The 17,906-nt window shown below is 39.2% G+C and carries 17 protein-coding genes and 1 pseudogene; 11 read left to right on the top strand and 7 right to left on the bottom strand.

Annotation, left to right across the window (positions count from 1 at the left end; translation table 11 throughout):
- Nucleotides 1-5 precede the first annotated feature (5 nt).
- Entirely contained in the window at nt 6-671 is a 666-nt protein-coding gene (locus VJ09_RS06825; RefSeq protein WP_044640816.1) for a hypothetical protein, read from the top strand.
- Nucleotides 672-1,131: 460 nt separating this feature from the next.
- Here the strand turns inward: VJ09_RS06825 and VJ09_RS18700 are convergent.
- Nucleotides 1,132-1,269: pseudogene (locus VJ09_RS18700) on the bottom strand (GNAT family N-acetyltransferase); the annotation flags it as partial.
- Between the two features lie 330 nt (nt 1,270-1,599).
- Here VJ09_RS18700 and VJ09_RS06820 point away from each other — a divergent pair.
- The 7 genes from VJ09_RS06820 to VJ09_RS06790 all read left to right on the top strand — a co-directional run bounded on the left by VJ09_RS06820 (nt 1,600) and on the right by VJ09_RS06790 (nt 7,100).
- Entirely contained in the window at nt 1,600-2,166 is a 567-nt protein-coding gene (locus VJ09_RS06820) for a histidine phosphatase family protein (protein WP_044640815.1), read from the top strand.
- A 137-nt stretch (nt 2,167-2,303) separates the two neighbouring features.
- Nucleotides 2,304-2,912, top strand: coding sequence for a TetR/AcrR family transcriptional regulator (locus VJ09_RS06815; protein WP_044640814.1), 609 nt, complete (start codon nt 2,304-2,306; stop codon nt 2,910-2,912).
- A gap of 123 nt (nt 2,913-3,035) precedes the next feature.
- On the top strand, nt 3,036-3,815 hold the full coding sequence (locus VJ09_RS06810; protein ID WP_044640813.1) for an electron transfer flavoprotein subunit beta/FixA family protein: 780 nt from the start codon (nt 3,036-3,038) through the stop codon (nt 3,813-3,815).
- 16 nt (nt 3,816-3,831) lie between these two features.
- Nucleotides 3,832-4,821, top strand: a complete 990-nt coding sequence (locus tag VJ09_RS06805; protein WP_044640812.1) for an electron transfer flavoprotein subunit alpha/FixB family protein — start codon at nt 3,832-3,834, stop codon at nt 4,819-4,821.
- Nucleotides 4,822-4,989: 168 nt separating this feature from the next.
- Entirely contained in the window at nt 4,990-5,313 is a 324-nt protein-coding gene (gene trxA / locus VJ09_RS06800) for a thioredoxin (RefSeq protein ID WP_044640811.1), read from the top strand.
- Between the two features lie 105 nt (nt 5,314-5,418).
- Nucleotides 5,419-6,051 (top strand): NUDIX hydrolase, encoded by a 633-nt coding sequence (locus tag VJ09_RS06795; protein WP_044640810.1) that lies wholly within the window; start codon nt 5,419-5,421, stop codon nt 6,049-6,051.
- A 116-nt stretch (nt 6,052-6,167) separates the two neighbouring features.
- A complete protein-coding gene (locus tag VJ09_RS06790) occupies nt 6,168-7,100 on the top strand; it encodes an aldo/keto reductase (RefSeq protein WP_044640809.1) in 933 nt (310 codons plus the stop codon).
- A 97-nt stretch (nt 7,101-7,197) separates the two neighbouring features.
- Here VJ09_RS06790 and VJ09_RS06785 read toward each other — a convergent pair whose 3' ends face one another.
- Entirely contained in the window at nt 7,198-8,418 is a 1,221-nt protein-coding gene (locus VJ09_RS06785; protein WP_044640808.1) for a cation-translocating P-type ATPase, read from the bottom strand.
- Between the two features lie 180 nt (nt 8,419-8,598).
- Here VJ09_RS06785 and uvrC point away from each other — a divergent pair, with 180 nt between their 5' ends.
- Entirely contained in the window at nt 8,599-10,404 is a 1,806-nt protein-coding gene (uvrC, locus tag VJ09_RS06780; protein WP_044640807.1) for an excinuclease ABC subunit UvrC, read from the top strand.
- Between the two features lie 705 nt (nt 10,405-11,109).
- On the opposite strand, the gene dhaM is transcribed toward uvrC, so the two are convergent.
- The 5 genes from dhaM to VJ09_RS06755 all read right to left on the bottom strand — a co-directional run bounded on the left by dhaM (nt 11,110) and on the right by VJ09_RS06755 (nt 15,057).
- Nucleotides 11,110-11,505, bottom strand: a complete 396-nt coding sequence (gene dhaM, locus VJ09_RS06775; RefSeq protein WP_044640806.1) for a dihydroxyacetone kinase phosphoryl donor subunit DhaM — start codon at nt 11,503-11,505, stop codon at nt 11,110-11,112.
- Complete coding sequence (gene dhaL, locus VJ09_RS06770; protein WP_044640805.1) at nt 11,505-12,158, bottom strand: dihydroxyacetone kinase subunit DhaL; 654 nt, start codon at nt 12,156-12,158, stop codon at nt 11,505-11,507. Before dhaL ends, dhaM begins: the two co-directional genes overlap by 1 nt.
- Nucleotides 12,159-12,173: 15 nt before the next feature.
- Entirely contained in the window at nt 12,174-13,169 is a 996-nt protein-coding gene (dhaK, locus tag VJ09_RS06765) for a dihydroxyacetone kinase subunit DhaK (protein ID WP_044640804.1), read from the bottom strand.
- A 220-nt stretch (nt 13,170-13,389) separates the two neighbouring features.
- Complete coding sequence (locus VJ09_RS06760; protein ID WP_044640803.1) at nt 13,390-14,139, bottom strand: hypothetical protein; 750 nt, start codon at nt 14,137-14,139, stop codon at nt 13,390-13,392.
- Nucleotides 14,140-14,454: 315 nt separating this feature from the next.
- Nucleotides 14,455-15,057, bottom strand: coding sequence for a GNAT family N-acetyltransferase (locus tag VJ09_RS06755; RefSeq protein ID WP_044640802.1), 603 nt, complete (start codon nt 15,055-15,057; stop codon nt 14,455-14,457).
- A 311-nt stretch (nt 15,058-15,368) separates the two neighbouring features.
- On the opposite strand from VJ09_RS06755, the gene VJ09_RS17525 reads away from it, so the two are divergent.
- Both VJ09_RS17525 and VJ09_RS06745 read left to right on the top strand, forming a co-directional pair.
- Nucleotides 15,369-16,031 (top strand): TetR/AcrR family transcriptional regulator, encoded by a 663-nt coding sequence (locus tag VJ09_RS17525; RefSeq protein WP_147635447.1) that lies wholly within the window; start codon nt 15,369-15,371, stop codon nt 16,029-16,031.
- Between the two features lie 368 nt (nt 16,032-16,399).
- Nucleotides 16,400-17,905, top strand: coding sequence for a phytoene desaturase family protein (locus VJ09_RS06745; protein WP_044640801.1), 1,506 nt, complete (start codon nt 16,400-16,402; stop codon nt 17,903-17,905).
- Nucleotide 17,906: the final 1 nt, after the last annotated feature.

Genomic DNA, 17,906 nt, shown 5'->3' with positions numbered 1-17,906 from the left:
AGGAATTGAACACACAAGCACGGATTCTCCAGCGTTTTCGAACGTTGGTTCAATTAGGTGAAGATGTTCTCCTAACAGAAAGGAAGCACGAGTCAGAGGGACTGAACTTAACGTATACCGTGTTGGACGAACAGAAAGCATATCAATTTCTAACCAGTGCGCAAAATCTACTCCTTATTGTATTTGGACGAGAATCGATCTTTATGGAAAACATACGAGGAATTGGAGACATAGATCGACCTCGTAGTTTGCGTACTGCTCTGGGTATTTTACAAGCCGCACAAGATGAGTTTGAACATGGGTTTCTAACGAATCTCAAAACGCTTTTGGCTGCTGAATTTTTTGATGATTTATTGGAGCAAGCAGAGCATCTACTTGAGTTTCAATACTATGGCGCATCGGCAGTTATCACAGGTTGTGTTCTAGAAGATGGGCTACGACGGCTCTGTCAAGTTCATGAAATTCCGATCACCTCTAACTCAAGAGTGGAGCAGATGAATGTAAGTCTTGTCAAAGCAGGTGTCTATCATAAATTGACACAAAAACAAGTGACTGCTTACCAAGATGTGCGCAATAAAGCGGCACATGGATCATGGGATCAGTTTACCAAAGAAGATGTGGAAGATTTTATTCGCTGGACAAGAAGATTTATGGAAGAACATATCATCTAAAAGCGACGTACCTGAATTGGTAGGTCGCTTTGTCTCATTTGTTTACCAGAATTTTGCCGCCTTTCATCCCACGGTTTCAATCGTGGGATGAAAGGCGGCGTTGCTCGGTATCCCCTTTGTAGGGATGCTTAGAGCAACCATTTTTAAAAAGGATTTGGAAACAATTGATCGAAATACAGAATACATGAGCGGTGCTCATACTGCTTGTAGCAGATTTTGTTCCTTGAAAATGTAATAGTATGGGGTTGCAGTGGCAAAAGATTCTCCTACTGCGTAAAACTATTAGAGTTCATGATAAGGAACTAGAACACTGGTAACAGGTGTTCCGCCCATGTAGGTACATCTCTAACTGCATGGGATGGGCTGATGAGACAGCCCTGAACTGGAGAGTTGTTCAAAGCAGAAATGGATTGAGAACGCTAACTACTCAAGAATCCCACGCTTTCAAGCGTGTGGAGTCTCAAGAATATATATCTAAGTACCCTAAATCTTCTTGGATAATTGCGAGTATTTGGTGGTCTTCCCAACGTCCATTGATCTGCACATTTTTTCGTGCAATTCCTTCTTTGATAAAGCCTGCTTTTTCTAATACTCGCATAAAAAAATCGTAAATAGATGCTAGATCCGGTAAGTTTCAATTTCTCAACCTCCTTTTCTCTCATTATTATGTTATAGCTTGATACATAAATCAAAGTTCAACATAGGCGCGCCGCCGGTTTTCCCGCTTCTGATCTGCTCCGGATCCCTACCACTCATAGTCGCATCTCAAAAGGGGAAAACCTCTGGCTTTAGCCTAATTATGCAACATGCTCTGTTAGAAAATTTGTGTAACGTCTATAAAACAGCCGTAATGGAGTGGATTGCATTTCTTTGGTATAGTTTCCGTTATGAAAATACGAAATACTAAAACTATACAGGAGATTTATAAATGGAAATATCATTGATTCGACATGGTAAATCTAAATATACTGAGCAGGCTCAAATAACTTGCAAGGATTTTAAAAAATGGGTTGAACAATATGATTCCCATGGAGTATTCGAAGAGAATGTGTATCCCGCCAATACACTTGAAAAAATTTCACAAGCGAATATAGTGATTACTAGTGATTTAAAAAGATCAATTGAATCAGCACAGATATTAAATAAAAATGTAAAAACCATATCCCTTCCACTATTTCGTGAAACAGAATTGCCTGATCCTGATATCAATTTTTGGGGTATAAAACTAACATCTAACGTATGGGCAGTTCTTTTTCGGTGTTTATGGCTTAGTGGTTATGCAAGGAGATGTGAATCGGTAAGCAATGCCAAAATACAGAGAGCGAAAAAGGCAAGTTTATTATTAACTGAATATGCTCAAAAACATAAATCAGTAGCTTTGGTTGGGCATGGATTTTTTAATTTGTTAATTGCAAAAGAACTACAAAAAATGGGTTGGCAAGGTAAAAGAAAATCGGATTCTAAACATTGGCATTGTACAACTTACTCGATGTAACAACCTACAATATGCTTTTATCGTGGAACACAGGGGTATGTCTATTTTCTGTGTTCTTTCATTGACATTAGTTTATATTCCAACTAAAATTAATTTGAATGAACAGTCATTCATTTTTTGGAGAGGGTTTATTTTTTATGGCAAAACGAACAGGTGAAAAATACGAAGCAATATTAGACGCGGCAGTGAAAGTAATTGCGGAGAATGGTTACCATCAAGCACAGGTTTCTCGGATTGCGAAAGAAGCAAAAGTAGCGGACGGAACTATTTATCTTTACTTTAATAACAAAGAAGATGTATTGATATCTCTCTTTAGTGAAAAAATGGGCAAATTTATTGATGATGCCACTGAACAATTGTCTCATTATGACTCACCAAGTGAACAACTTTATCATCTAATCCGTCTCCACTTTGAAAACTTAGAACAAGATCCTCAGCTTGCAATTGTGACACAGATTGAGTTGCGTCAATCTAACCCTGCGATCCGTCAGGAGTTAGGCACCATCCTAAAAAAATATTTTGCGCTCATCGATAGTGTTATTCAGTTTGGTATTGAAACTGGATTGTTCCGATCTGACTTAGACATTCGGGTGGCTCGCAAAATGATCTTTGGAACGTTAGATGAGACGGCTAGTTCTTGGATTATGAATGATCGTAAGTATCGACTTGTCGACCAGATTGAGCCTATTCATCAACTATTTGTGGGAGGAATGGGCAAGCGTGAGCCTGTAGGTGTTTCAAGATAGTTTATGGTTTTAAAACAAATCGAATAGATAGGTTTCTTCTGCTTCTAAAAAAGGGAAGAAACCTATATCGATAATATTCTTATTACTCCTAATAATAGGAATGACAAAAAGGGGGATAACAGTTTGAATATTTTGGTATGCCTAAAGCAGACCTTTGACACAGAAGAGAAAATTGTGATTCAGAACGGTGCGATTGTAGAAGATGGAGTAGAGTTAGTGGTAAATCCGTATGATGAATATGCGGTGGAAGAAGCGATTCGGTTGAAAGAAGCACACGGTGGAGAAGTAACGGTATTGACAGTAGGTACAGAAGAATCCAAAACGGCACTACGTACAGCTTTAGCAATGGGTGCAGATAAAGCAGTACTAGTAGATATTGAGGAGGCTGAGGGAGAGTTAGACGAGCATTCTATTGCGCACATTATAAAGGCTACGATCGAAGAGGAAGATCTCGAATTTGATATTATCCTTTGTGGTTATATGGCTGTAGATTATGGTTCTGCTCAAGTTGGTCCACGTTTAGCTGAACTACTCCAAATTGCCCATATCTCCACCATTACGAAGTTAACTATTGAGGGAGAAAAAGTAATCGTCGAGAAAGATGTAGAGGGAGATCAAGAGGTGATCGAGAGCCAACTTCCGATTCTCCTAACTGCTCAACAGGGGTTAAATGATCCTCGTTACCCATCTTTACCTGGAATTATGAAAGCAAAAAAGAAACCGCTTACAACAGTGGATCTAGACGATTTAGATCTAGAAGACGAAAAGTTAGAGGCAAAAACCACTACAGAAAGCCTCTTCTTACCTCCACCAAAACAAGCAGGTGTAGTGTTGTCAGGCGAGATCAGTGAACAGGTGAAAGAGCTAGTGGATCGTCTGCATAAAGAAGCGAAAGTAATCTAAGAGGGGAGAGGTTCAAATGAGCACAAAAGTATTGGTTTTAGCAGATGTTCGGGAACAAAAATTACGTCAAGTCGCGCTTGAGAGCCTAGCAGCCGCTCGGAAGATTGCCGGAAATGGGGAAGTAGTAGCTGCTGTATTGGGGAGCAATGCTACAGAATTAGGCAAAACTTTAGGGCACCATGGAGCTGACCAAGTATTGGTGGTGACCGATGCATCTTTTGATCAATATACAACCGATGCCTATTTCCAAGCTTATCGTCAAATTATTGATCAAGTACAACCAGATGCCATTCTTACGGGTCATACGGCGGTAGGACGAGATATTAGCCCACGCCTTGCAGCTCGGCTCGGAACAGGACTTCTTTCGGATTGCACATCTTTAGAAGTCTTGGATGGGGAGATTGTATTCACTCGTCCAATCTATGCAGGAAAAGCATTTGCCAAGAAAAAAGTACAGAGTGGCATGTTGTTTGCTACGATACGTCCAAATAATATCGAAGCGAGTTCAGCTGATCCCAATCGGGATGTTACCGTAACAGAAGTATCGGTGAACTTGGATAAGTCACTACTTCGCACTATTGTCCAAAATGTAGTTCGGAAAGCAACAGATGGTGTAGATCTCAGCGAAGCCCGGGTTGTTATTTCAGGTGGGCGTGGAGTGAAAAGTGCTGAAGGTTTCCAACCACTTCAAGAACTCGCTGATGTTCTAGGTGCTGCGGTAGGTGCTTCTCGTGGTGCTTGCGATTCTGGATATTGTGACTATGCCCTTCAAATTGGTCAAACAGGGAAAGTAGTAACCCCTGATCTCTATATAGCATGTGGCATCTCGGGAGCAATCCAACATGTAGCAGGAATGTCCAACTCAAAAGTGATCGTGGCGATCAACAAAGACCCTGAAGCTCCAATCTTCCAAATAGCGGATTATGGCATAGTTGGTGATCTATTCGAAGTAGTTCCACTTTTAACCCAAGAACTAAAACAGGTTTTAAATGGAGCAAAAGCGTAAATATATACCTTACAGTGAGAATATGAGTCAGGCGAATTCGGAAACACTTCGAGTACGCCTGTTTCTCTTTTTCCATATGCTTATCATAAGACTGGCATGGTAGGAATTCTCCCTGCGTGGTATACTAACAACGATTTGTCGTTGTAAAGATAGAGGAGGTACTCGCTGATGGCGATTGTAGAAGTAACAGATCAAAACTTTGCGAATAATGTAGAAGCCGAAGGCACTGGCACAGTTCTAGTAGACTTTTGGGCTCCTTGGTGCGGACCTTGTAAAATGCTCGCTCCAATCCTTGAAGAAGTAGATCAAGAGATAGGCGATCAAGTGAAGATTGCCAAGATCAATGTAGATAACAACCCAGAAACTGCTGGGAAATTTGGTATTATGAGCATTCCAACCATGATCGTTTTCAAAGACGGAAAAATGGTTTCCAAACTATCTGGTCTACAACCAAAAGAACAATTGGTTGAATGGCTGAAAGAATACGCATAATCATAAAGATATAGACGAATGAAAGGCGACTCTTCCCGAGGGAGGAGTTGCTTTTTCTATATACCACTAGAAAATAACTCAAAAATCCAAAGGAGAAGTACAACAATGGAAAACGAAATAATAAAAACATTCGACGAACATGGAAACGAGTTAGGAGTGGCTACGCGTTCTGAAGTACACAACAAGGGGTACTGGCATAAGACATTCCACTGTTGGATCACGAGTAACGAAAATGGGATAGACTATATTCATTTGCAAATTCGTAGTGAATGGAAAAAGGATTATCCTGATCTTTTCGACATTACCGCTGCTGGACATATATTGGCTCATGAGTCAATTGGGGATGGTATAAGAGAAGTGAAAGAAGAAATAGGAATCGATGTCTTAATGGACGAGCTGATCTCCATGGGTGTGATCAAATATTGTGCCATAAAGGACGACTTTATGGATAAAGAATTAGCTCATGTATTTTTATATCAAAGTAATATTCATTTAGACGAATACAATCTACAAAGAGAAGAAGTTTCGGGGATAGTGAAGGCGAAATTTGATGACTTTCGAGAACTCTGGTTAGGAGAAAAAGAAGAAATTAGCGTGGAAGGTTTTGAGATGGATGATGTTGGAAACAAAATACCGATTCAGATGATGGTAAACAAAAATCAATTTGTCCCACATGACCTATCTTATTATGAGAGCATAATAGAATTAATCAGTAAGAATCTAAAGGAACCAGAATGATAGCAACAGAGCTAGGTATCTCTAATTCATATGTCCCATAAAAATATCATGTTAATTTTTTTTAATAAGGGGAATTTAGATATCGTGATATTTCAATACTCGAAGGAGTTGGCTAGATGACAAGAAAAATACAACTCGGAAAAACAGATTTGTATGTAAATCCTATTGGACTTGGCACAAATGCAGTTGGTGGACATAATCTTTATCCTAACTTAGATGAACAAGTGGGAAAAGACTTAGTTCGGGCAGCATTGGATCATGGTATGAATTTCTTGGATACGGCTTATATTTACGGACCAGAACGTTCAGAGGAATTAATTGGGGAAGTTCTGAAAGAAGCAGGTGTTCGAGAAGGTGTCGTCCTTGCTACAAAAGGAGCTCACAAGTTTGTTGGAAAAGACATTGTGTTTGACAATTCACCTGCTTTTCTAAAGCAATCGGTAGAAGATAGTTTGAAACGGTTGCAAACGGATTACATAGATTTGTATTATATTCATTTTCCAGATCAAGAAACACCAAAAGACGAGGCAGTTGGTGCTTTAAAACAGCTCAAAGATGAAGGCAAAATTAGAGCAATTGGTGTGTCTAACTTTTCTATTGAGCAACTGAAAGAAGCGAATAAAGATGGTTATGTTGATGTCTATCAAGGGGAATACAATTTATTGCAACGTGACGCAGAGAAAGAACTATTACCATATGCTATAGAACACAACATCTCCTTTATTCCATACTTTCCTCTCGCATCTGGCTTGCTAGCTGGTAAATACAATAAAGAGATGGTATTCCATGATCTTCGTGCCAAAATGCCTCATTTTCAAGGTGAAGCATTTGTACAAAATCTAGAAAAAGTGGAGCTTATACGTAAGATTGCAGAGGCTAAAGGTGTAGAAGTTGCCCATGTTGTGTTGGCTTGGTATTTAACCCAAGATGGAATAGACGCTTTGATCCCCGGTGCAAAGAGAGCAGATCAGGTATTAAACAATTTAAAAACATTGGATGTACGTTTAACGGATGAAGAGATAAAAGAGATTGATCGTATTTTTCGATAAAGAGCATAAGTAAGCTATCTTCTTCTTCTATATCGAATTTTTTTTAGTTGAATAGTTTTTAGAAAAAGCCCCTCTAGTGTTTAGAGGGGCTTGTAATTTACCATTTATTCGTATTGTCACTGCCATAATTGGTGTAGTTATTTTGATCTCCAAAGCTGAAATTCCCGCCATCATTGGAAGGAGTCGAACTTGACGGAGGGTCAAAGCTTGAGCCACCACCATGGCTTGGATTTGTATTCGTCGTCCCACTAGCAGGTTTTTGCTCCTCTTCATTAGATGTAGACGGTGTTGGATCACTTCCAAAGCTATAGTTGGACGGAGTAGAGTTATTTGAGTCATTGGATTCATTTCCATAACCAACATATGGTGATGATCCGTTATAAGGTGATGGATCAGTTGGAGGAGTATATGTAAATCCACCATTGCCACCACCGGAAGGAGGATTTCCACCTCCAAATAGTTTTGGACGCAAGGTAGTGCGGTAACGGTTTACTTGGTATACCGTAATCAGTGTCATTGTAAAAGGCACAAAGACGATTAAAAAGATAATCGCATAGATAATTAGTACTATAATACCGAACCAATTTGTTGTATCGAAACTGGTAGGATCAGAGAAGAAGCCGAAGAAGAAAGCGATTAATAATCCTATTCCATAGAACACAATCATAACACCGACAGCGATTAGGAACATCGTGATGAAGGTCCATAAAAATGAAAGTGGGCTCTTCCATAGTTTGAATGAAAGAAGAACTCCTTTAAAAGCAGAAACATTTTCCTGAACGATAATAATGGGAGCAAAGGAAAATGGAAGAATGATAATAAGTTCAGCTATCACTACCAAAAAGTTAATCCATAATTCCAAACTAGTACCTATGGTAAAGGAATACAACAATGTAGTGATTCCAAAAAAGACAAGCATTACCACAACCTGTATCAAGCAAAGCAAAATGAGTTTCACCCAATATCGGAAACCTTGAATGAAAAAGTCCATATAGCTAACATGATCTTCAAATACCGCTTTTGCAGTGGACTTATAAATTCCTCCAGAGTAGAAAGCCGACAAAACGATAACGAAGATAGAAAAGAGAAGTCCTACTAATATGAAGATCCAAACGGAATCTATCAATTTGTTTATGAGTAATTCTTCCGCACCATAAGGATTGATTGCTAGTTCATTAAATATACTTAGAAAATCAAATCCTACTACCCCCATAATGATTGCACCTAAAACGAGATAAAGGATCATCGATAAGATAAACATTCCAATGAACCCAGTTGCATTGATTAATGTCAATTTAAAACCATGACGACGAATCATTCGGTCGCCTCCCTTAGATAGATATATACTATTATGTTATAGCATCTAATTACTGTCTAGGAAGGAAAGTAAATTTTATATGCCAAGACATCAATAAAATTCAACATTCCCTTTTCTAGCTAACGTTGCGCCCTATGATAAAATAAAAAACAAACAAATGTACGGGAGGAGGGAAAAAACGTGAACAAAACTATTACCGATAAACTAACGTTGTTACCAGATCAGCCAGGCTGTTATTTGATGCGAAATGTAGAGGACGAAGTGATCTATGTAGGGAAAGCCAAGGTCTTAAAAAATAGGGTACGATCTTACTTTACTGGGTCACATGATGCGAAGACGACACGTCTCGTCATGGATATCGTCGATTTTGAGTATATTGTCACCGGTTCCGAATTGGAATCACTTATATTGGAAGCCAATTTAATTAAAAAGTATCGTCCGCGCTATAACATCATGTTAAAAGATGACAAATCATATCCGTATCTTCATCTAACAAAAGAACGTCATCCACGACTAGAGGTGACTCGAAAGGTGAAGAAGGATGGTTCCAAGTATTTTGGACCTTATCCAAATGCGGGAGCAGCCCAGCAGGCAAAAAAGCTGCTCGACAGGCTTTTTCCGTTACGTAAGTGTAGTACTCTCCCCAAGCGAGTCTGTCTCTACTACCATCTAGGACAGTGTCTTGCTCCTTGTGAATATGAGGTAAGCTTGGAAACGTATGAGGAGATGACGAAAAAGATCAGTAGCTTCTTAAATGGTGGCTATCCAGAACTAAAGCGTGAACTGGCACAAAAAATGGCAGAAGCAGCCGAGAGTTTGGAGTTTGAGCGTGCTAAAGAGTTTCGAGATCTGATCGCCGATATTGAAACGGTGATGGAGAAACAAAATATTGTATTGCCTGATGCAATTGATCGGGATGTTTTTGGCTATTCCGTGTTGCAAGGGACGATGTGTGTACAAGTCTTTTTTGTACGACAAGGAAAACTGATCGAACGAGACGTTGCGATTTTCCCTCATTTTAACGAGCCAGCAGAAGATTTTTTGACTTTTGTAGCTCAATTTTATCAAGATCAGCCAGCTCTTCCGAAAGAGGTTTTTCTACCGCAAGGAGTGGCAGATGAGTTAGTACAACAGCTGATTCCACAAGTGAAAGTACATGTACCACAACGTGGAGCAAAAAAGAACTTGGTGCAGATGGCGACAGATAACGCTACCGTTGCCCTAAAAGAACGGCTAGCTCTTATGGAACGAGATGAGCAACGTACGGTGCGGGCGATGGAACAGTTAGGAGAAGCGATGGGGATCGGTTTGCCCAAACGGATTGAGGCGTTTGATAACTCCAATATTCAGGGTGCAGATCCCGTCTCCGCAATGGTTGTGTTTCGAGATGGAAAACCAGACAAAAAGGAATATCGAAAATATAAGATTCGAACGATCACTCAAGCAGATGACTATGGCACGATGCGAGAGGTGATTCGTCGTCGTTATATAAGGGTTCTAAAGGAAAACTTGCCACTACCTGATCTGATTTTGATTGATGGAGGAAAGGGTCAGATGGCAGTAGCAATGGATGTATTAGAAAATGAGTTAGGTCTTTATGTTCCGGTAGCAGGAATGGTAAAAGATGATCGTCATCAGACAGCCAATCTATTGTATGGAGAGCCACCTAGTGTTGTTGATTTAAAACGAGGGACAGAAGAGTTTTATCTGGTTCAGCGAATCCAAGAGGAAGTCCACCGTTTTGCAATCTCATTTCATCGTCAAGCACGTGGGAAATCGATGATCCAATCAGCTCTTGATAATATTCCCGGTGTGGGAGAAAAGCGAAAACGTCAGTTGTACCGCCATTTTGGTTCAATTGAAAAGATGAGAGAAGCTTCCATAGAGGAATATCGAAAAGCAGGGATTGGAGATAAACTGGCAAAAGAGATCTTACAAGTACTCAGAGCAAAGCAAAAAACACCACTTACAGATGATCAAGCCTAAAACTCCAGAAAAAAGAAACAAGAAGACACCTTCAAATCGATTATACGATTCTCAGGAGGTGTTTTTTCTTGGTACTTTCAATTTGTCAAATGCGAAGAAGCCCCTATCCTATTCGATAGTGGCTCCATATACTTAACGATCAAAAAAGTCATGATTACGAGTTCGAATGAAATCATTAGTGTTTATTTGTTTGTTGGGCTTTGTTCGGTATCCCCTTAAAGGGGGTACTTAGAACAAACTTTCTTTTTCTAAGAAGGAAAAGAAAGCAAATGGTAGAAACATAAAACACGTACATACGTACTGTACCTTGAGAACGGAATCATATAGGGTTGTGGTGAGGATCAGCAGTCACCACGTAAAATGATTCCTGCACGATCGTAAATAGGTCCTATTTGCGACGATAAGTGTAACGTATATACGGATCGTTTTTGCGAAAAGTAGTAGACGGTCTGTTCCGACCCATACACTTTCGTGTATGTTGCTTACTAAGAGAAGAAGGTGACTTCCAATCCTTTGGGTTAAGTATATAAGGCAAACCTCTATGTACATAGGGGCATTTTCTATCTTGTTGGTAAGAAACTCCCACCTCTATAGGCGGGAGAGGTTCATCTATTCCTGTTTGCAAAAACAGAAAAAAGAAAAGGTCACCCATTGATACTGGGAGACCAAGTTGTTTGCATTATGTTTTTGATACAATCCCTTTATCTATAGCTTATTAAACGATTTTGCTTCTTTTGTTACTTTTATCACTTCTTCTAAAGAACTGCCGATTCCAGACTGTACAACAGCTGCGTAAGCACCCTCTACAATGGGAGAATCTGCAATATGAATATTGGTTAGATTTTCATCTGCTAACCATTCTAATGCCATTTCGGTATTCATCAGTGCACTACCAAGGTCAAAGAAAACAATAACTCCCTTTTGGGAATAGACGGATTTGATGGCATTTTGTATTTTAAGGGCACTAGTACCAATTTCCTCCTCATCCGTTCCGCCTGCTGTGGCAATGGGAACATCAGAGTTCAATTGGATCAGTATTTTTTTTAGCCCTTCTACTAGATCATGGCTATGAGAAACAAGAACAATTCCAACATGCTCCATTATATAGTCGCCTCTAATAAATCATCGGATAGGTTTTCTCCAAGTATAGCTAGACATAGCGTCTCAAACACAAAATAAGATGAAACAGCTCCTGGGTCCAAGTGTCCAATAGAACGGCTTCCTAGATATGCGGCACGCCCTTTCTTAGCATCTATTTCTTTCGTTTTGATCATCTGTTCTTTCGCATATATTATCAATTCTCGAAAATTCAACGCCTCGATATTTAATTCTACATACTCAGCAACAGGTTCCCAAACGTCGAGCATCGTTTTGTCGCCGACCTGCGATTTTCCTCTCAATTTGATACCACCAATCGCTTCATGAAGGGCTTGTCCTAGTTCACTAATGGAGATTTCTGTTTTTCCTTTAACAGCTTGTGCTGCTTTCATAAAGGCAGTACCAAATAAGGGGCCAGAAGCACCTCCCACTTTGGAGATGAGTACCATTCCGATATCGGATAATAACTTCCCAATGTCTTGTTGTGAACTTTGATGAATTTTGTTATTTATTTCTCTTAACCCTCTAGCCATGTTAATTCCATGATCCCCGTCGCCGATTGCTTGATCAAGCCCAGTTAGATAATCTTTATGTCTATCGATCTGAGTATTTAATAAACCCATCCATTGTAAAATATGTTCTGATTTGATTAACATCATGAATCCTCCTTGCTACTTTTTCCAAGCTATGGTATCAACTGGTGCATCAAGTAGATCTATCAATTGATCATCTAATTTGAGGAGAGTGACGGAACATCCTGCCATTTCGATGGCTGTCATGTATTCCCCTACAAAAGTATCGAATACCGCGATCCCTTTTTCTTGTAGAAGTTGAGAAATTCTTTTATTTATAATGTATAGCTCCATCAATGGAGTTGCTCCAAGACCGTTGATCATGACAGCTACCCGGTCTCCATTCGTTAACTTCATATCATCTAAAACACGGGTTAACAGAATCTCCGCTACATCATTCGCTGAAGCTATTTCCGTGCGATAAATCCCAGGCTCTCCATGAATCCCCATTCCGATTTCCATCTCGTTTTCATTAATCTCAAAACCAGGTCTCCCAGCGGCAGGAACAGTGCATGAAGTCAAAGACATTCCCATGCTTCGTACATTCCGGATGACTTTGTTTGCCACTTGTTCTAGTTCCTCTAAAGAAGCTTCCCTTTCAGCAAGAGCTCCAGCGATCTTGTGAACCAAAACAGTTCCGGCAATTCCTCTCCGCCCAGTTGTATAAGTACTATCCTCCACTGCAACATCATCATTTACGATGACTTTGGCAACCTGAATCCCTTCCATTTCTGCCAACTCGGCTGCCATCTCAAAATTCATTACATCTCCAGAGTAGTTTTTAATAATTAAAAGTACTCCTTTTCCTGAATCTACTGCTTTGATTGCTTCGAAGATTTGGTCTGGAGTTGGGGAAGTAAAGACTTCTCCAGCGACTGCTGCATCGAGCATACCGATCCCAACAAAACCTGCGTGAGATGGTTCATGTCCGCTTCCGCCACCACTAACCAGCCCTACTTTCCCTTTTGTGGGAGCATTTGCACGAATTAGAACAGTTGTATCTTCTAAATTTTGCAGTTTGTCTGGATGTGCAAACACCATACCATCAATCATATCTCGTACTACTTCTTCCGGATTATTGATTAACTTTTTCAAAGAAATCATCCCCTTATAAAAAGTATAGTTCATGATAGTAGGTATTTAGATCGAGGTAAGCGTTTTCTATTTGGTTGAACGATTACCATTTCATAGTAAGTAACGCTTTCATTATACCATTAATGAATCATCATCCTATTTTGCAAAAAAATTGCGAATAGACATTGAAAGCATAGCTTTGGAGGTTTGGCTATGCTTTCAATTTCATTTGTCTTAACTACTATTTACATATAGGATAAAGAGATTTAATCCACTCTGATTGCTTATTCCAAGTACCTTCCAGCTTATATAAATCGATTGGTTGTAGGCACTTAGTGGTTTCTATTTTCGTGGAGTTAGCAACTAGTATTTGGTGGATTTTCTGAATCTCCTTTACTTTCGTCGGGTCAGGATAGATGTTGGCAGCGGCCAGCGATTGTTGAATTCCCGTCATATCCATTTCCCAGAGATCAATCGACTCTCCGTTTGCTAACTCAAGCTTATATTGTGGAGTAAAAAATTCACTTTTTCCTATTAGTCTCCAACCTAATTCGACTTTTTGAACCTCTGACCACGAAATTTTCTTTTCCCATAAACCAAAAAAGTTACTTTCGACCAAACCGTTCTTTTCGACACCAACATGGCTTCCTACTTGACCGAGCGTTAAGATCAGGATGATCGGAAGGAGAATCACCCGAACCTGACGATAAAATTTGGAACGTTCAGCACTTTGGGTACGACCTGTCTGTGAGAGCCATCTACGTAAGATAGGTAGTACCATAAGAAGAAAGAGGATCCACAATAACAAAGAATTGATAGCGTTTACATAATGGTGCCAGGCCCCAACATAGAAGAATGCTTCATATTGAGCAGAGGAGTGGTAAATCATTTGCTCTAACCAAGGAAGTGCAAAGTAACAAAAAAAGCTACTTACCAAACCGACTAAAATAATGACAAGAGTTGAGTAAATATAACGAGTGTATAAATTCATATTAACACCGCCTTTTTGGAAAAGACTAAAAATTATATTTTCATTTTAACAAATTTGTCACAAAAAGAAAGAGTAAATATTGAAAATAAAAAAGCAATACTGGTAGTTTTAAGACAGAATACATTATGAAGGATCAAATAGTGTTATCAAGAGATCTTGATGACGTTCTTTGCAATTCTATGAGATTTATCTAAAATCTGAAAAAGGAATAAGGACAATCCTTTTATTCTGAGTAAAAATATCTGTTATCTACTTTCCTTTACCGAGATAGGTAATGAAGTTTGCGTACTAAACGCATTCATTAAAGGTTGTGGGTTAAATGAGTAAAAAGTCTAAAGGTAGGTTAAGCGCAATTTTTTCATCTCTTTTTTCTAATATCATATGTTGATAAAGAGTCTCGCTAATCCGTTTTTCTTTGTCTGGATGATAACCAATCTTCTGATAGAGATGATAGGCAGGGAGGTTTTCTTTTTCTACTAGTAGTCCAAATCGAGAGAATCCTAACTCAGATCCTATTTTTTCAAAGGCAATTAGTAGCTGGCGTCCAAGAGCTTGTCCACGGAAATTAGGATGAACATATAGTGTATCTAAGTAGAACTCGCCTGGCTCTGGTTCTTTGTCAATCGAAATTTTGCTAGATTCAGATGAAAAAGATCGGTCTAGGAAAGGCCGATCTAACTGCTCCGATTGATCCCCTGCATAAGCTACAAAGAATCCAGCAATTTGATGATCCATCTCCAATACCCATGTATTTAGATAGCTGAGTCGGTTGTTCGGCAATGCAAAAAAAGCAGATAGTATTTCGATTGTTTTTGTCGGATCAGTAGTTCCTGCTAGTGTATTGCCAATCGCCCCAATCGTCTCATAAAGAGGGGGAATGATAAATGGTGCATCTGTTTGCTTGGCTTGTCTTATCATTTGGTTTAGCATCCTTTTTATGAAAAATTATCTTCTCATTTTAAAAAATAGGTCAATAAGGAGTCAACAGTGAGTAGAGAGTTGCACTCTTTTCTCATCGTCTTATATTATCTCAATCATTTTTACATATAGTGATTCCCAGGCTCATTTCTGGGGAAATAATCATTTGGTAGGTCTAAATCATCATTTATGAATCCTAATTTCAGGATATTTTGTAATTTTAATGGAATAAACTTGCTCCTTGAAGAAATAGATTATAAAATAAATATACCGAATAGTATATTATTGTGTGAGGAGAATTTTGAAAATTGGTGGGGAAAAAATATAGAACCAATGTAGGGAAACGTTCTCCTGGTCGTCCGAAGCGATCCGAGCAAAAAAAATTAGACACGGAAAGTCAAATTTTACATCATGCAGGGCTGTTATTCATGAAAAGTGGATATGCAGCGGTTTCGATTAGTAATATAACCAAAGAAGTAGGGATTACCAAGCCTACCTTATATCACTATTTTCCAGATAAAGAGCACCTGTATACTGCTGTTTTATGCACTCATTTAGAACGAGTAAGTAAAGAAATTTTAAAAGGGTTGGAAGGATCTCAGTCTATACGTAGCAAACTTTTTGAATTGGCATATGTGTTTTTTCGATGTGCCCCTATATCCATGAGTACCTTAATGCGTGATGTGGAGGAACACCTAGAAGCGAGCTTGATCCAGCAAGTACAAGAAACATATGAGCGATATATCGTGATTCCTTACATGAATATGCTTCAAATAGCAATGGAAACAGGTGAAATTCAAAACCAAGCAGATCGCTTGCGAACGTTGGTAGATATTTGGCTTGGCATGCTCGATGCTTTGTCTTGTCAGATTACGATATTTCAAGATAACCAAGAGCCTAAATTATTAGAGACAGCCCAAACGGTAGTAAATGTCTTTATGGATGGTGTGGGATGTAATAAACAAGAAGATTAATCAAAAGGTCTGGAAAGGATTTTGCCAAAGTGTTCGTGTTTTATGTTGTTTTTTGAAGAAAAACAGGTTTAAGATATTTAGTGGGGAAAGTACAAATATTCAACCAAATTCATTCGCAATATTTTTATTCCTATTTTAGCTTGTTGTATTAATCCAAATTAAACGTAGGCGCGCCGCCGGTTTTCCCGCTTATGATCTGCTCCGGCTCCCTATCGCCCATAGTCGCATCTCAAAAGGGGAAAACCTCTGGCTTTGGGCTAATTATGCAACATGCTCCTATTTATTAAGATCCGAATGATTAAATTTTTATTATGAAAGGAGAGAAGTCGCAGGGGAAAGTAGCTAAATATCTTCCTAGCGGTGTTCTTATGAAAAAAGGAGTGGTAATTGGTGGTGGAATTGCGGGACTCGTATCAGCGAGCGTCCTAGCATCCAAAGGCTATGAAATCACATTATTAGAACGAAATGTTACTCTTGGAGGCAAACTACAAAAACTACAAGTAGGAGAGTATACTTACGATTTTGGACCCACCATGATTACGATGCCATGGGTATTTGAGCGAGTTTTTCGGGAAGCTGGTAAAACAGTTGATCCAATGCTCCGATTTCTCCCATTAACAGTGACTAGTCGGAATTTTTTTGGTAGTGGATCTATGATGGATCTTAGCTCCGATGCAAAACATATGTTAGATCAGTTGGACAAGTTCTCTCCAGAAAATAGAGAAGGGTTTCTCGCTTATCTTCATGAAATAGAACGAATCTATAAGGTGGTAGCGGAAAACTTTTTTGAAAATCCAGTGGTGGAATGGTCCGATTACTTTTCGCCTACCCTTTTAAAGTCACTACTATCTGTCCATCCATTTCAGAGTATGGATCATTTTCATCGTACCTTTTTCGATGACTCTCGCTTAGTTGCAATGATGAATCGCTATGCTACTTATATAGGTTCGTCTCCTTATCAGACACCTGCTACTCTTTCATGGATTGCATACTTAGAATTAGTGCAAGGCGCTTTTTATATTGAGGGTGGCAACTATCGCCTCATCGAATCCTTTGAACGTCTAGCACGTTCGGTAGGAGTCAAAATATATAAAAGTACACCAGCAGAAGAGATATTATCTGCAAATGGGGTGGTAACAGGAGTTCGTACAGAAGATCATGTGTGGGAAGCAGACTTTGTTATTAGTAATGTAGATGTGCGAACAACGAAAGAACAACTGTTGAGTCAGACAAATCGATCCAGTAAGCATTCGAATCCTAGTATGTCTGGATTTATTACGTTACTTGGTATTAATAAAAAATTCCCTCATCTACATCATCATAATCTCTTTTTTCCAGAAAACTATGGCCGTGAATTTGTGGACATCTTTGACCTTAGAGAATGGTCTCTATCGCCAGCAATCTATGTTTGTAACTCTAGTTTTTCTGAATATGATCGTGCTCCAAAAGAAGGAAGCAATCTCTATATCCAGATTAATGTACCAGCCAATGAAGGGAATCAGCGAGAAGAAAGCTGGTTCGATCGTTATTATCAATATCGTGAAAATATTGTGTACTGGTTGGAGAACGACTGGGGTTTAAAAGGGCTAGAAGAATCGATTGAAGAAGAACGTTTTTATGGTCCAAAAGAGATCGAAGAAATGTCTGGTGCATGGCAAGGCTCGATACATGGACCTGTATTCCATGGAAAAGGAGCTTTTCTCCGACCACCGATGAAAGACCCACGGATCGAGGGACTCTACTATACAGGTGGTAGTACGCATCCAGGAGGAGGAACACCGATGGCTGCTTTGAGTGGACTCACCATCGCGCAGATCATTGAACGAAAAAGGAAACAAGATGTAACTAGTTATCTTCGAAAAAGTGGTTCTTAAT

Source organism: Risungbinella massiliensis, assembly GCF_000942395.1.
GTDB lineage: Bacteria > Bacillota > Bacilli > Thermoactinomycetales > Thermoactinomycetaceae > Risungbinella > Risungbinella massiliensis.
This window is presented reverse-complemented; position numbering and strand designations above follow the sequence as displayed.

What these genes read in the sequence shown, in the direction of transcription:
- dhaL (WP_044640805.1), bottom strand. Translation starts at nt 12,158, where the DNA reads ATGTTAATCAAATCAGAACATATTTTACAATGGATGGGTTTATTAAAT.
- VJ09_RS06805 (WP_044640812.1), top strand. Translation starts at nt 3,832, where the DNA reads ATGAGCACAAAAGTATTGGTTTTAGCAGATGTTCGGGAACAAAAATTA.
- dhaM (WP_044640806.1), bottom strand. Translation starts at nt 11,505, where the DNA reads ATGGAGCATGTTGGAATTGTTCTTGTTTCTCATAGCCATGATCTAGTA.
- VJ09_RS06795 (WP_044640810.1), top strand. Translation starts at nt 5,419, where the DNA reads ATGGAAAACGAAATAATAAAAACATTCGACGAACATGGAAACGAGTTA.
- VJ09_RS06820 (WP_044640815.1), top strand. Translation starts at nt 1,600, where the DNA reads ATGGAAATATCATTGATTCGACATGGTAAATCTAAATATACTGAGCAG.
- trxA (WP_044640811.1), top strand. Translation starts at nt 4,990, where the DNA reads ATGGCGATTGTAGAAGTAACAGATCAAAACTTTGCGAATAATGTAGAA.
- VJ09_RS06790 (WP_044640809.1), top strand. Translation starts at nt 6,168, where the DNA reads ATGACAAGAAAAATACAACTCGGAAAAACAGATTTGTATGTAAATCCT.
- VJ09_RS06755 (WP_044640802.1), bottom strand. Translation starts at nt 15,057, where the DNA reads ATGATAAGACAAGCCAAGCAAACAGATGCACCATTTATCATTCCCCCT.
- VJ09_RS06815 (WP_044640814.1), top strand. Translation starts at nt 2,304, where the DNA reads ATGGCAAAACGAACAGGTGAAAAATACGAAGCAATATTAGACGCGGCA.
- VJ09_RS06745 (WP_044640801.1), top strand. Translation starts at nt 16,400, where the DNA reads ATGAAAAAAGGAGTGGTAATTGGTGGTGGAATTGCGGGACTCGTATCA.
- VJ09_RS06785 (WP_044640808.1), bottom strand. Translation starts at nt 8,418, where the DNA reads ATGATTCGTCGTCATGGTTTTAAATTGACATTAATCAATGCAACTGGG.
- VJ09_RS06760 (WP_044640803.1), bottom strand. Translation starts at nt 14,139, where the DNA reads ATGAATTTATACACTCGTTATATTTACTCAACTCTTGTCATTATTTTA.